The sequence below is a fragment of the Spirosoma lituiforme genome (assembly GCF_054776635.1).
In genome coordinates this window covers 735,410-749,995 of sequence record NZ_BAAHBO010000002.1, presented here as the reverse complement: position 1 = coordinate 749,995, position 14,586 = coordinate 735,410, and the positions used below count along the sequence as shown (strand labels likewise).

10 protein-coding genes are annotated in these 14,586 nt (G+C 48.8%); 6 read left to right on the top strand and 4 right to left on the bottom strand.

Translation table 11 applies throughout. The annotated features are described in order from the left end of the window. The first annotated feature begins 7 nt into the window (after nt 1–7). Nucleotides 8–2,479 (top strand): TonB-dependent receptor plug domain-containing protein, encoded by a 2,472-nt coding sequence (locus ACYU87_RS11510; protein ID WP_461134212.1) that lies wholly within the window; start codon nt 8–10, stop codon nt 2,477–2,479. Between the two features lie 49 nt (nt 2,480–2,528). Here ACYU87_RS11510 and ACYU87_RS11505 read toward each other — a convergent pair whose 3' ends face one another. Beyond that, the gene (locus ACYU87_RS11505) at nt 2,529–3,962 is read right to left on the bottom strand and encodes a Gfo/Idh/MocA family protein (protein WP_461134211.1); all 1,434 of its coding nucleotides are present in this window, start codon (nt 3,960–3,962) and stop codon (nt 2,529–2,531) included. A gap of 142 nt (nt 3,963–4,104) precedes the next feature. Here ACYU87_RS11505 and ACYU87_RS11500 point away from each other — a divergent pair, with 142 nt between their 5' ends. From ACYU87_RS11500 to ACYU87_RS11480, 5 genes are all read left to right on the top strand, one after another. Beyond that, nucleotides 4,105–5,133, top strand: a complete 1,029-nt coding sequence (locus ACYU87_RS11500) for an SMP-30/gluconolactonase/LRE family protein (RefSeq protein ID WP_461134210.1) — start codon at nt 4,105–4,107, stop codon at nt 5,131–5,133. 168 nt (nt 5,134–5,301) lie between these two features. Beyond that, nucleotides 5,302–7,251, top strand: coding sequence for a penicillin-binding transpeptidase domain-containing protein (locus tag ACYU87_RS11495; RefSeq protein ID WP_461134209.1), 1,950 nt, complete (start codon nt 5,302–5,304; stop codon nt 7,249–7,251). A gap of 110 nt (nt 7,252–7,361) precedes the next feature. Further along, nucleotides 7,362–8,642 (top strand): rod shape-determining protein RodA, encoded by a 1,281-nt coding sequence (rodA, locus tag ACYU87_RS11490; RefSeq protein ID WP_461134208.1) that lies wholly within the window; start codon nt 7,362–7,364, stop codon nt 8,640–8,642. A gap of 161 nt (nt 8,643–8,803) precedes the next feature. Beyond that, a complete protein-coding gene (locus ACYU87_RS11485) occupies nt 8,804–11,566 on the top strand; it encodes a substrate-binding domain-containing protein (RefSeq protein ID WP_461134207.1) in 2,763 nt (920 codons plus the stop codon). Between the two features lie 208 nt (nt 11,567–11,774). Beyond that, nucleotides 11,775–12,362 carry a DUF6624 domain-containing protein gene (locus ACYU87_RS11480; RefSeq protein ID WP_461134206.1) on the top strand — a complete coding sequence of 196 codons (588 nt, stop codon included), beginning with the start codon at nt 11,775–11,777 and terminating at the stop codon, nt 12,360–12,362. A gap of 494 nt (nt 12,363–12,856) precedes the next feature. Here ACYU87_RS11480 and ACYU87_RS11475 read toward each other — a convergent pair whose 3' ends face one another. The 3 genes from ACYU87_RS11475 to ACYU87_RS11465 all read right to left on the bottom strand — a co-directional run bounded on the left by ACYU87_RS11475 (nt 12,857) and on the right by ACYU87_RS11465 (nt 14,584). Beyond that, nucleotides 12,857–13,228: a hypothetical protein gene (locus tag ACYU87_RS11475; RefSeq protein ID WP_461134205.1), complete on the bottom strand. Its 372-nt coding sequence runs from the start codon at nt 13,226–13,228 to the stop codon at nt 12,857–12,859. A 508-nt stretch (nt 13,229–13,736) separates the two neighbouring features. Then, a complete protein-coding gene (locus tag ACYU87_RS11470) occupies nt 13,737–14,327 on the bottom strand; it encodes a 4'-phosphopantetheinyl transferase family protein (RefSeq protein WP_461134204.1) in 591 nt (196 codons plus the stop codon). After that, a complete protein-coding gene (locus ACYU87_RS11465) occupies nt 14,324–14,584 on the bottom strand; it encodes an acyl carrier protein (RefSeq protein ID WP_461134203.1) in 261 nt (86 codons plus the stop codon). Before ACYU87_RS11465 ends, ACYU87_RS11470 begins: the two co-directional genes overlap by 4 nt. Nucleotides 14,585–14,586 lie beyond the last annotated feature (2 nt).

Sequence of the window (14,586 nt, the reverse complement as noted above, 5' to 3'; positions counted from 1 at the left end):
CTATTTTATGCGTTGTGCCAATTTCCGTGCCATCGGACTAGTCTTCATTCTGACGGTTATTTCGCTGAGTTCCTTTCGCCTTTATGATGGTGAATTCATCCAACGACTAATAGAACAATTTCGTGTTTATACTGGACAGCATCCTACCGAAAAAGTTTATATTCATATCGACCGGGACACGTATTTGATTGGCGAAACAGTCTGGTTAAAAGGCTACCTTTTTGACGGCAAAACCCATGACGCCGATACACTCAGTGGCGTTCTGTACGTTGATCTGGTCGATTTGAAGGCGAAGCGGGTTCGGTTGCGTACGCAGCTCAGGGCTACCAACAGTTACGCACCGGGCCAGCTTTTACTACCCGACTCGTTGCCCTCGGGTTTGTACCAGCTTCGTGGCTATACCAATTTTATGCGGAACTACCCGGATGCCTATTTCTTCACGAAAACGGTAACGGTTCTGCGTGCCGATGAACCCAGTACGACGCCACGTCAACCAACCGTAATTCCCAAGCCCGATGTACAATTTTTACCCGAGGGTGGTCATCTGGTTACCGGATTAACGAGTCGTGTAGCTTATAAAGTAGTAAACTCGGCGGGAGAGGGCCTTGCGGTGAAAGGGTTTGTGCTGGACGCTAAAAAAGATACGGTTGTTGGCTTTACGACCACCCACTTGGGAATGGGTTTTATGATGTTCAAGCCGGAGCCAGCTCAAGCCTACACCGCCTTTATCACCTTGGCCGACGGAACACTGGCCAGCTATCCGATGCCCACACCGCAGGAACAGGGCGTGGTGATGCAAGTCGAAAACCTGACCAATAAAGACAATGTGCTGGTGTACATACTGAATAACAGGATGGTGGCCGATTCGTTGGCTACGCTGACATTGGTCGCACAGACCAGGGGGCAGTTGGTTCAGGTGGCCAAAGTACCGGCCTCTCGTAAGGTCTCGCTGGTGCGGTTGCCTCGTTCGGGCTTTCCCGAGGGTATTGCGCAGCTAACGGTATTTGATGAAACCCGAAAGCCAGTTGGCGAACGGCTTGTGTACATTGATAGAAACGAGCAGTTGACTGTTGAGGTGACGGCCGACAAAGCCGTATACAGGAACCGTGAGCAGGTTAACCTGACCATTACCACCAGGAGTGCCGATGGAAAACCGCACCCGGCCAATTTATCGCTGGCGGCCGTTGACGCTAAACTTGCCCCGGAAGCCGACTCGAATGGCACCACGATTCGGTCGCACCTGTTGTTATCGTCCGATTTAACCGGCACAATCGAACACCCCGATATGTACTTCAATCCAGCCAATAGAGAACGGTGGTTCCAACTGGATCTATTACTGTTGACCCAAGGCTGGCGACGCTTTACCTGGGCTGATGTAATGGCTGGAACCGGATCAACACTTAAATACCCGATCGAACAGGGCTTGTCATTGACGGGAAGAGTAGTCCGTCCGAATCAGAAAGACATTGGTGGAAAAGTGAAGTTAACGTTCGTCATTGCCAAAAAAGACAGCACACGTGACGTGCTTATGGGGGAGACAGATGAGGCCGGTAATTACGTAGCCTACGGTCTGGATTTTACGGATACCACTACTGTGCTCATCCAGGGGTTAAAAGGCAGCGCTAATCGTAACCTGGTCATTACGCTCGATCAGCTCCTGGTGCCAACGGTTACGCTCATGCAGGCTCCCTATAACCCAATGGAGTTCCGGGCTGACGAGTTGGCCGAATTTATCCGGCGAACGAAGGAATACCAGGAAATAGAACGTCAGATAAAGCGCAACAGGGAGGTTCTCCTACAGGCTGTCACCGTAAAAGCGAGAAAGTCGGAGGAGCGCGATACGCGGGTGCTTTATGGAAGACCCGATGCAAGCGTCAAGTTCGATCAGATGAATACGGGTGGGCGACTGACCATTCTGGATGTCATTCAGGGAAAAATAGCGGGGGTGCAGGTAACAGGCAGTGGGTTTAGTGCCAGGGTGCAGATTCGCGGAGCCGCTAATTTTAGTGGAGCCATCGAGCCCCTGTTTATGTTGGATGGTATGCCCATGGATTTACAGGGGATTATGGGCATTTCGGTACAGGACGTTGATCGGGTGGATGTCCTGAAAGGAGCGTCGGCGGCTATTTACGGGTCAAGGGCATCGGGGGGTGTCATCTCCATTCTGACCAAACGAGGAAAACCCGACTATGATTTTTCGAAAGATGCCGTACCCGGGACATTGCTGGCCAAATTGCCCGGTTATGCGCCCGTTCGCGAGTTTTACGCCCCTCGTTACGACGTGAAGAAGCCGGAACACGTCCGGCCTGATTATCGAACGACGGTATTCTGGGCACCCATGATCCAGACCGACGCAGAAGGGAAAGCAACCATTTCCTTCTTTACATCCGATGCGAAGACGGACCTGCGCATCCAGGTTGAAGGGGCTACCTTCGCCGGTATGCCGGGGGTAGGAAAGCGTAAAATACGGGTAGACTAAAAAAGGGGTCGGTTAACCGACCCCTTTTTCTGCTTTACCTGGCTGAGGTTTAAACTGCCCCCAGAATCTGCATTTTAATCGGGTCCCAACTAACGGCTTTCTTTTGCGCGAAGCTCATGTTGCCACACTGGGTTGGTCCGCAGGCACGAAGGCCAAACGTAGCATCTTCCACATTGGGCGCGTTTGTTCGCACCGAGTTGAAAAAGTTTACAAAGTGCTCGTAGCGGTCTCCCTTGTAATCTTTCGGAAATGAATATTTTAGTTCTTTCGGACCTTCCAGCTCCGGATGTGGCGGATACAGTTTATTGTATTCCTTCACATACAGTTCTTTCTGGTCTTTCGGGAAGTTGTCAATTGACATACCGGGTGCTTTCGGAAACTTGTTCCGGTGAACGGTCAGGCTATCGAAACCCAACGACAGATCGCCTTCGGTACCCACAATCCGGACAAGGTAATTGCCACCGCCACCATCAACGAAGTTGGAGCGAGTGGTCAGATTAAATTCAGGGTGCTCGGCCGTTTTTGGGTAATCGTAAATACTCAGCTGAATATCAGGTACATCGCGGCCATCTTTCCAGTAGCGGGTTCCGCCACTGGAGTATACCCGATTGGGGCCTTTGGACCCGGTGATGCAGTGTAGCGAAGTAAGCAGGTGAACGTACAAATCGCCGGCAATACCGGTACCATAATCCTGGTAATTACGCCACCGGAAAAAACGGAGCGGGTCCCACGGCCGTTTGGGGGCACTGCCCAGGTACGTATCCCAGTCAACGGTTTGGGGAGAGGCATCGGGCGGAATTGAGTATTGCCAGGCACCCATCGCACTGTGACGGTCGTAGATCGCTTCGGCAAAGACAAGCTCGCCAATATCACCGGCCTTCATCAGTTCGCGCGCTTTGGCGATCAGCAGGGAACTGGCAAACTGGCTACCCACCTGAAAAACCTTACCCGTTTCTTTGGCGACCTTGATAAGCTTATGGCCATCGTCAACTTTCTGAACCATAGGCTTTTCGCAGTACACGTGCTTGCCTTTGCGCATGGCGTCGGAGGATATTTTTTCGTGCCAGTGATCCGTTGTTGCATTAATCACCGCATCGACATCTTTTCGTTCGAGAATCTCCCGATAATCCCTCGTGACCGGAAGCTGGTCCCCCCACAGTTCTTTCGCCCGGCGCAGTCGTCCGTCGTACAGATCGCAGGCTGCCACCATTTCGATACCATCGATCATAAGCGCCGTTTGGGTGTCGCCAATGCCCATGCCACCCGTACCGATGAGCGCCAGACGAATTTTGTCGTTGGCTGCCGTACTCGAATGACTTCGCACTAAATTGAGGTACTGAGGAATGCCTGCCGAGGTGGTTTCAGCCAGAGCCGCCGGTGCCGTAGCCACCGCTGTGCCTGCCAGACCAAGGGTCTTCAGAAACGACCGACGAGAATTACCCTCCGGCGTAGTCGATGAAGCCGCTTGTTTTTTATTGTTCATAACAAAATCGGATTGGGGATTGGAAAACCACTTAAAAATAAGCGAATCTGTAATAATAATTATAAAAGTCCGCTCAAACCACTTTCTCCCCTTGTGACCTGTTGAAATTCGTCGTAGCATTAGCCATTATTCTGTCAACTTTATGAACTTACGCTCTGGTTTACGTACAGGCCTGCTGGCCTGCCTGCTGAGTCCCGCTCTGGCACAACCAACACCGTTTCCCTCCATTGGTCAAATCGTGCGGACTGACCCCCGTTTGAATAAACTTATCCCGGCTGATGCCAGGGTGGAGGTATTGGCCAGTGGTTTCGACTGGACAGAAGGACCCGTCTGGGTGAAGGATCAGGCCTGTCTGCTCTTTTCAGATGTACCCAAGAACACTATTTTCAAATGGACGGAGAAAGAAGGCGTTATACCGTTCCTGAAACCGTCTGGCTATACGGGCCTGGGACCCTACAGCGAGGAACCCGGTTCGAACGGCCTCACGCTCGACCGACAGGGGCGGCTCATTGCCTGCGAACATGGCGACCGACGAGTGACGGCTATGGTGCTGAACGGAACCGGGGGAAAGCGTACCCTGGCCGACAATGTCAATGGAAAACGATTGAACAGTCCCAACGATGTGGTGGCTCATTCGAACGGGAGTTATTATTTTACGGATCCGCCTTACGGATTGCCCAAAAAGGAAAAAGATCCCAGCAAGGAAACTGATGGCTGGGGTGTTTACCGGATTGGCCCCGAGCGTGCCGGGGTGCCGGGTACCGTATCCATCGTTGTCAGTGACCTCACCCGACCCAATGGCGTAGCCCTGTCGCCGGATGAGAAAATTCTGTACGTGGCCCAGTCCGATCCGCTGCAGCCGGTTGTCATGGCGTACCCATTGCAGGTGGATGGATCGGTAGGGAAGGGACGTGCCGTTTTCGGGGCCGATGGGATGAAGAAGCTGGGCCTTGACGGTGGTTTCGACGGCATGAAAGTGGACCGGAATGGGAATTTATGGGTATCGGGTGGAAAGGGGATACTTGTGCTATCGCCAGCGGGCGAATGCCTGGGGCATATCAACATTGGTGTTGCAACGGCCAACTGTGCCTGGGGCGACGATGGCTCTGTACTGTACATAACGTCCGATATGTATCTCTGCCGAATCCGAACGTCGGCCAAAGGGTGGTAATATAGAAGGATGAATTGTAAATGATTGGAGATGCAAAAATGGGTAGATAGCAGCCATGAGTTCCTGGCAACAATTTATCCTGCATAATGTATCATCGGCAACCGAACTCGTCGTTATTAACCTAACTTTGTGTAGAATACGCAGCTTGATTGAAAGGAATTTATTCTCATGTTAGAGAATCGGAAGTGGGTCATTATTGGTGTTTTTTGCCTGGTTGGATTAACGTATCTGGCCCGATTATTTTATCTGCAAGTGCTGGACGATACCTACTCGCTGGGAGCGTCGAAGAATTCCATTAAGCGAGTGGTCGAAATTCCCTATCGAGGGCAGGTGTACGACCGAAACAACCAGCTCATCGTTTACAATACGCCCGTCTACGACCTGTACGTTACGCCCAAGCAGGTCCGGATTCCGGACACGCTGGCTTTCTGTCGGATGATGAATATCAGCCCGACTGAATTCGATAGCATTATGGGGCTGGCCAAAAATTATTCGTCGGTTAAACCGTCGCTGTTTTTACGGCAACTGTCAAAGGAAGATTTCGCTCATATACAGGACGCGCTGGTCGATTATCGAGGCTTTGAGCCGGTCATTAGCTCGATGCGTACCTACCCCGCCCATACGCTGTCAAATGCACTGGGTTACGTTAGCGAAATCAGTAAAAAACAACTGGAGAACCAGGATATTCTCTACTACCGGCAGGGCGATTACGTTGGTCATAACGGTCTGGAAGAGCAATATGAAGAGCAACTACGGGGTAAACGGGGTGTTAAATTCATGATGCAAAATGTCCGGGGCGTTAACAAAGGCTCCTGGAAAAACGGTGCTTTTGATACGCTGGCGATAGCCGGACAAAACCTGATTACGGGTATTGACGTTGAGGTTCAGAAATACGCCGACAGCCTGATGCAAAATAAAGTAGGGGCTGTGCTGGCCGTAGAACCGGCGACGGGCGAGATTCTGGTGTCGGTTTCCGCACCAACGTACGACCCTAACCTGTTGTCGAGTCGGTTCTTTTCCAAGAACTACCGGGCGCTGATCAAGAACCCATACAAGCCGCTAATTAATCGACCTGTTATGGCTAGTTACCGCCCCGGTTCAACGTTTAAGCTGATTCAGGCGCTGATTGCGCAGCAACAGGGGTCTCTTCTGCCATCAACCGTTTACGGGCACGCCGGTTCGCCCATGCGCTGTCACTGTCACGGAGGCAATAACCTGCGGGGCGCCATTCAGAACTCCTGCAACCCTTATTTTTATTATGTGTTCCGTAAGTTCCTTTACTTTAATGGCGAACACAACACCTTCAAAGCGTCGGCAATAGGTTTACGGCAGTGGCACGATATGGCTGAGAAATTCGGCATTGCTGATCGACTTGGCATTGACCTGCCAACCGAACGGAAGGGTAATTTGCCCACCCCCGAATATTACGATAAGGCGTATGGCGGATCATTGCGATGGAAGTTCTCGAACGTTTATTCGTTGAGCATTGGAGAAGGTGAGCTATTGATCAGCCCTATGAAACTGGTTAATCTGGCCGCTACCATCGCCAATCGAGGCTGGTTTATTACGCCCCATTTTATCAAGGGATTTGGCAAGCCTGGCATTGGCGTGCCTGCCGAGTACCGCGAGCGCCACGAAACCGGAATTGAGTACAAGTATTACTTGCCCGTTATAGACGGCATGCGGGCCGCTGTGGCGCATGGTACGGTAACTCCGATGGCCAATATTGCCGGCATCGACCTGTGTGGGAAAACCGGAACGGCGCAGAATAATAAATTTAGTCACAAGTTCGACCATTCTATTTTCATTGGGTTTGCCCCCATGAACAACCCAAAAATTGCGGTGGCTGTATTCGTCGAAAATGCAGGCTGGGGTGGTAAAGCAGCTGCCTCAGTAGCGGCACTGGTTGCCGAACGCTACCTGAAACGGAAAACGGAGGCTAAAAAGCTGGATGAACAGGTAAAAGCCTCCAACTATCTGCCACCCGCTAGTGGGCTTCCGGTTTATAAAAAACCCGTGGCACCCAAGAAAGATACGACTCAGCCGAAACCTGCTGCGCCCAAGCCCATGATGACCGTAGCTAAAGCCAAGCCGGTCGTAGCCGCTATACTGAATTAAAAGGTGGTTTATGGTTTACGGTTTATGGTTGGCTGACGCATGCACGCTGGACGCGTTAGCCAACCATAAACCGTAAACCATAAACCACGAACTACAAACCGAGTACCAAATTGGCCCGTAATAACGACCCATTTTCGCAAAACATTGACTGGCTTACCTTACTGCTCTATCTGGGCTGTGTAACCATGGGCTGGCTGAATGTCTATGCTGCTGTGTATAGTCCGGAGGATCATACCAGCCTCTTCGATATGAATACCAATGCCGGAAAACAGATGATGTGGATCGGCACGACCGTGATCCTGATCATCTGCATTCTGGTCATTAACCATACGTTTTTCGACACCTTTGCCTTTGTCTTTTACGGCTTCATGATTTTGATGCTGGTTCTGGTCCTCTTTGCCGGGACCAACATCAATGGGTCAAGGTCCTGGTTTAAATTCGGATCGTTTACCATTCAGCCGGCTGAATTCACGAAGGTTGCCACGGCGCTGGCGTTGGCTAAGTATCTGGATGTGCCGGGTATCAACCTGGCCAAGCGAAAAGACCTGATGTTCATCGGTGGCATTATTGTACTGCCCTGTATTCTTATTCTGGCGTCGAATGAAACGGGGTCGACGCTGGTGTTTGCCTCGTTCGTGATCATGCTTTATCGGGAAGGGCTCCCCGGCTGGATTCCGGCGGTGGGAATTACCGCAGCTGCTTTGTTCGTGCTGGCGCTGATTTTTGCGAAGCTGTATATCTTCATCGGTATTGGTGTACTGCTCGGACTAATTATTTTGCTGATGCCCCGCTACAACCGCACGTTGGCTAATATGCTGGCGATGGGTCTGGTCGGCATAGTCATGATCGGGTACGTAACGGGCGTCGACTTCTTCGTGAACAATGTCCTGCAAAAGCACCAGCGTAACCGGATCAAAGTGTTGGTCGATCCAAAGATTGACCCGCTTGGTGTCGGCTGGAACGTAACACAGGCCAAAATTGCTATTGGCTCCGGCCGTCTTCAGGGAAAGGGGTTTCTGGAAGGAACACAAACCAAGTTTGACTTCGTGCCTGAACAAAGTACCGACTTTATTTTTTGTACCATTGGCGAAGAACATGGCTTTGTGGGCGCGCTTGTCGTTATCGCACTGTTTGTGGGCCTGGTTTCCCGCATTGTCATTTTAGCCGAAAAGCAACGAACCAAGTTTGCCCGCGTTTATGGCTACTGCGTAGCCGGTATCATTTTCTTCCATGTGATGGTCAACGTTGGCATGACCATTGGCCTGATGCCCGTTATCGGGATTCCCCTGCCGTTTTTCAGCTATGGCGGCTCATCGCTCTGGTCGTTCTCTATTCTGCTGTTCATTTTCCTCAAACTCGATTCCCGGCGAACGGCCCTGACGAGACGGTAACGGTAGACGGTACCCAATCACAGCCTGGTCAGCTAAGACGCCATCACACAGCTTTCGTGTGTAATTATTATACATTATCTTTGAACAGTACCGAAAGATAGGTTCGTGGGCCACCTGGTTGTTGCCTGATAGCTGTTAACGCTTTTGTATAATCCAACTACATGGGGAAGAAGGGATTGCCATGGCTTCTGCTTTCGATAAGCTGGCTGGTATTGGGCAGTTGTCAGTCGGCGACGAAAACCAAGACATACCGGATTGGTTTTTCGCAGTGTACGGGGGGCGACGAGTGGCGGAAGACGATGCTCAACGACATGAAGCGGGAACTAACGTTTCACCCCAACTATACGCTCCTGTACGAAGATGCCGGGAACAGCACGGCCCGGCAAATAAGCCAGGTGCAGTCGCTGGTGGAGCAGGACATTGACCTGCTGATTATTTCCCCTAACGAAACCGATCCGTTCACCAAAGTGGTCGAAGCCGTTTTTCGGAAGGGAATTCCAGTCATCTTGCTGGATCGGAAAATTAAGACGGAGTCCTATAACGCCTATATTGGTGGAGACAATGCCGAAATTGGCCGCCTGGCTGGGGCCTTCATTGGTAATTACCTGAAAGGGCAGGGGCGCGTGGTGGAGGTGTGGGGATTGCCAAGTTCGTCGCCCGCCCAGGAACGCCACAGAGGCTTCCGGGAAGAGCTGCGGAAGTTTCCGGCCATACGGGTTGTTGCCGAATTAAATGGTCAATGGGAGCGGGACACCGTTCGGCGTGTAGTGGCGTCTGAATTAAATGCCTTGAAAGAAGCCAACGTGTTGTTCGCCCACAACGATGTGATGGCGCTCGGTGCCTACGAGGTGTTCAGGCAGAACGGGATGCATCATCAGCTGGATTTCGTGGGTATCGACGCCCTGCCTGGTCCGAGTGCGGGGATGCAGGCTATTACAGATGGTCGGTTGAAAGCCAGCTTCTTATACCCTACCGGTGGCGAAGAAGCCATTGAGACCGCCACCCGGATTCTTGAAGGGAAATCCGTTAAGCGGGAGCAAATTCTTAATTCGATTCAGGTAGATACAGCAAACATTCGGGCGCTTAAAGCCCAGAGCGACAAACTGTTGGCACAACAGGATGATATCGAACGGCAAAGCCAGCGCATCGACAAGCTCACCGAGACGTACACCTCCCAGAAGAATACGCTGTATTTCACCCTGGCCAGTTTACTCGTTGTTATCCTGTTGGGTAGCTGGGCTCTGTACTTATTTCGATCGAAGCAGGCAGCTTACCAGACGCTCGAAAATCAGAATGAAGAAATCCGGCAGCAGAAGGATACAATTGAAGCTGTATCGCAACAGGCTCGCCTGGCAACCGAGGAAAAGCTTCGATTTTACTCGTACATTTCCCATGAATTCAACACGCCCCTGAGCCTGATTCTGACGCCTGCCGAAGATCTGCTGAGTAAGAAAACAGTCAGCGCACATGAGCTGAAAAGCAGTTTGGGGCTGATTCAGAAAAATGCGTATCGTCTGCTGCGGCTAATCGACCAGATGCTGGATCTGCGAAAAACGGATGCCGGGAAGCAACAACTGCATACGACCGAGCAGGACCTGATCGCCTTCATTGACGACATTGTTCAAGATTTTAAACGGAAGGCCGGAAAACAACGCATCGATCTTCAATTTATTCCGGCGAAAGCAAGTCTGCCTGTTTGGTTCGATAGCGAAAAGCTGGACAAGGTGATCGTTAACCTGCTGTCGAATGCGTTCAAGTACACGCCCAAAGGGGGCTTTATTCACGTACAGCTGGATGTGGTTGATCAGCAGGTACGCATTCGGGTGCAGGACAATGGCGAAGGGATGACCCCCGACGAGCAGGTTCACGCCTTCGACCTGTTTTTCAGTGGAACCAGGCCATTCAACCTCTCGAAAGGATTGGGTCTGGCGCTCTCGATGGAGTTCATTCAGTTGCATCAGGGTGAAATTACGGTGCAGTCGGAAAAAGATAAAGGCACTACGTTTACCATTCTGTTACCGCTGGGAAGCGCTCATTTAGCTCCCGAAGAAATGGGCAGTCTGGTATCCCGTAACTCGCTTAATCCGGGCAGTTCGGCCCCACATCGGCTGCTGGCTGATCTGGATCAGGAGGATGTTCCCGAAGTGATTGAGCGAGTACCCAGTCGGTCGGGTACCCTGCTGGTTGTAGAAGATAACGACGACTTACGAACATTTCTGGCCACCCGTCTGGGTCATGAGTTCGATATTGTGGCAGAAAGCTCGGGAGAAAGTGGCTGGGAGCGCATCCTGGATATCAGCCCGGACCTGATCATCAGTGATGTTATGCTGCCCGGAATGGATGGGTTACAACTGACGCAGCGGGTCAAAGCTGATCTGCGTACCTCTCACATTCCCGTCATTTTATTGACCGCCAAAGGCCAGATGGCCCAACAAATAGAAGGTACCCGCGCCGGAGCCGATGCGTACATCGCCAAACCATTCAATACGACGCATCTGCTCGAAACACTGCGGACCACACTGGCCAACCGCGCCAAGTGGCAACGGCGTTACGCATCCGATTTCCTGACGCAGCCGACGGGAGGAAACCGGCAGGATAAAAAATTCCTGAATGAGTTAACGGGCCTGATCGAACAGGGCTTAACCGACCCAACCTTTGGCGTTGAGCGACTCAGCCGTGACATGGGTCTTTCGCGGGTGCAGCTCTATCGAAAAGTACAGGCACTACTCGATATGAACGTAACCGACTATATCGCCGGGATACGGTTGAAGAAAGCCCGGCGCTTGTTGGCAGAAAGCACTAAATCGATGGGCGAAATTGCCTACGAAACGGGCTTTAGTTCACCCGCTTACTTTACCACTTTTTTCAAGCAGCACACCCAGAAAACGCCCTCCGAATACCGGAAATCCCCGGCGGGTGTATAGGCTGTTTTTGGTTTGAGGTTTGCTGACGTAAACGTTATACAATGACAAGAGGATAACTGATTGGGAAAACGACTTAGCGGAGATGAATTTCGCAGAGATGAGTAATTTAGGTTTTTAAGGATAATGTCTTTGTAGCTAACCATACACTAATAAAGTACCGGAAAATATGGTAAGACTCTGCTGTATTGCTTTAATCTTAATGTACCTAATGCCATTATACGTTTTTGGTCAAGTCAATAGGCGACTACAAGCAGAATTAGACAGTATATATCGCGTCGATCAATTGTATCGAGAAATAATGGCAAGTCCGCAAAAGAAAGATTCACTGGCAAAAGCCCATAATTTATCTGAGCAAGCAGTTGATCAACTAATCCATGATGAGATAACCAAGATTGACAAGTCTAATATCTACCGGGTCGAACAGATTATCAAGCAATATGGGTATCCTGGGACTAGATTGGTTGAGTCTCCTACTGATGAAGCAGCTTGGTACGTTATTCAACATTCAGAAGACATTGCTAACTATTTTCCTTTAATTGAAAAAGCCGGAGCAAGTAAAGAGTTGCCATTTAATTTGGTAGCCATGATGCAAGACCGCCTGCTAATGAGCCAGGGAAAAGAACAGTTGTATGGTACCCAAATATGGTGTGAAAATTCAGGATGTTATGTTTGGCCAATTGCTAACGCGTCACAAGTTAACCAACGTAGAAAACAAGCAGGGTTCAAGACAACTGTAGAGCAAAATGCCAAACGGTTTGGTGTTGAATACAACGTTCGAAGCTTGCCCAAAAAGTAACGTTTCTTTTTGTCATTCTCTTTGCCAATACTTACATAGAAACAATACTTTATTCTATAAAAAAATATTAATATAAGTTTAATTATACAGTCGACCTCGTTAAATTATAAAGCCCGGCTTTTTACGACGATGGATCGGGCATCGTAATTCAGTAAGACTAAAAATTTGCTAATCGTAGAGGAATTAATTGCTGCTGTTTATTTTTTCTCTTGATTATCTAAAAATCCGCTATTGTATTCAATAATAACTCAACACAAGTTACGGCCTATTCATAACTCCTACAACAGCTCTGACCCGACTGTAGGAAGTACTGTTAGGTTCATACAAAACAGGTAAAACTTGAGTTGTTTTACCATCTTACATTAAATTCGTTACATAGACGGTATCACTTTTTAAATCCAAAATAACTAAGCTGGTCTATGTAGTCAAATCAATTAAGTAACGGATTTAGTGTAAAACGGCAAAGCAACTCAAGTCTGATGTATTTTGGGATATTAGCATTTCCCAAACGATTGACTGATTACAGTTATTCCGCCTATTGTCACAGTTACTCTTATTCCAGTTGGAATTCCCCACGTAGTACAAATAGATAGGCAAGCGCTACCTACGGAGCCATTAGGGATGTTGATTGGTAAAGTAAAACAACGCTTGCCAATTCCGAGCGGTAAACTAATGCAAATCTTGTGATTGGCCGTTTTGATACTTATACATTGAGCCGCAATGAGCATACTTCCGGCGAACATATTTCCACCTTTGGAAAGATCAAAGCCAACCTCTTGAACGTCAGACGTGCTCTCACTATGTGTCGCTTTGGCTGCTTCAATCGCATTTTTAATTGCGTCTTCACTAAAACTATAATTTTCCATGGTTGAAAGAGATTAATTTGTGGATCCCTACTGTTTAGGCTTTTCGGGTTTCGCCCCGTTTTTAGAGTGGAAACAGACTCCACTTAACAGCATAAAACTGTACTATTGATCCAGCAAACCTATCTAATTAAAATCACATTCAACATGGTAAAAATACCCTTTATTGCACAAGGTAAAGTAATCGAATAATTCAGAAATAATTACTACTAATTAAACAAAGGAATTTATAAATAAAGAGACAAATGATTAAATAAATAATCAAAATACGTTGACAGAAGTAGCCTCAAGAACACAACGTTACTTCTTCATAATCAATCTATTCTTGAATAACGTAACTACCTTATAGTCTTCATTTATCTCTATCTTTTTTGTCTTTCTATTTTGAGGAAATTTCTTTAAAGTCGCTTCATGTAAAATTTGTTACACAAATAATATAATTTCTGTATAGTTGACTTGATTTCAGAACTGCCTAATCGATATTGGACAGTATATAACTTTATCAATTTGACTACTTTAGACCAATAACATATGCCCCGTAAAATCCGTGGTGACTAATGCTAATCGGTACAGTTATTGAATTGCCAATAGCCAAAACAGGAATGCCCAGACTATCTTTATGAATATGAATTTTGTTTTCGGGAGTCCGGAATAAAGCTGAACCATGTTGCCTGATTCTTTCTGAAAGTAGCTCATGGTGTGCCTGGTAGCTTGTTGTATCAAGTGGAATAATGACTTGGCTGTAAACCGGGCTTAGGTTGGTGGCAAACGCCACGGTAACAATATAGTGAACTGTAATGACCGAGCGGGTCTGGTAGCTATCGGCATATAAAACAATTCCTTCGGCGGATGATTCGGTTATTTCATTGAGAGAACACGCTATTTTAGCGGGGGCGAAAATTCGGTTCTTTGTTCTTCGAACGGCCAGCTTATACGTACTTTCTTTCATGCTCCACAACAGCCAGACCAAACAGTCAGGATCGGTGGCATCCTGGATAAGTTGCTGCTCGTGGGGTGTGAAAATTTTGTCCAGAAATCCTTTTCGACGCCAGTTACTGTCCTGTCGGGCCTGCGCTAAATCGACAATGTCATTGCCGATCATATTTTCTCTCCTAGTTTCTCAATAATAATGTCAATGGATGAACCGACGGTGAGCATACGTTCCATGGCTTCGTTGTCAATCACAATGTCAAATTCTTCTTCGACGTCCAAGGCAATATCAACCAGGTTAGCCGAGTTTATTTTCAGATCATTCAGGAAGTCGGTATTTTCGGTAACGTGAGCAAGTGCCTGTTCATCCTGAACATAAGGAGTTACAATTTTCTTAAGCGTATTGATTAACTCGTCCTTGGTTTGCATAC

Coding starts and splice junctions, on each gene's coding strand:
- ACYU87_RS11485 (WP_461134207.1), top strand. CDS start 8,804: ATGGGGAAGAAGGGATTGCCATGGCTTCTGCTTTCGATAAGCTGGCTG.
- ACYU87_RS11465 (WP_461134203.1), bottom strand. CDS start 14,584: ATGCAAACCAAGGACGAGTTAATCAATACGCTTAAGAAAATTGTAACT.
- ACYU87_RS11510 (WP_461134212.1), top strand. CDS start 8: ATGCGTTGTGCCAATTTCCGTGCCATCGGACTAGTCTTCATTCTGACG.
- ACYU87_RS11470 (WP_461134204.1), bottom strand. CDS start 14,327: ATGATCGGCAATGACATTGTCGATTTAGCGCAGGCCCGACAGGACAGT.
- ACYU87_RS11505 (WP_461134211.1), bottom strand. CDS start 3,962: ATGAACAATAAAAAACAAGCGGCTTCATCGACTACGCCGGAGGGTAAT.
- ACYU87_RS11500 (WP_461134210.1), top strand. CDS start 4,105: ATGAACTTACGCTCTGGTTTACGTACAGGCCTGCTGGCCTGCCTGCTG.
- ACYU87_RS11495 (WP_461134209.1), top strand. CDS start 5,302: ATGTTAGAGAATCGGAAGTGGGTCATTATTGGTGTTTTTTGCCTGGTT.
- ACYU87_RS11480 (WP_461134206.1), top strand. CDS start 11,775: ATGCCATTATACGTTTTTGGTCAAGTCAATAGGCGACTACAAGCAGAA.
- ACYU87_RS11475 (WP_461134205.1), bottom strand. CDS start 13,228: ATGGAAAATTATAGTTTTAGTGAAGACGCAATTAAAAATGCGATTGAA.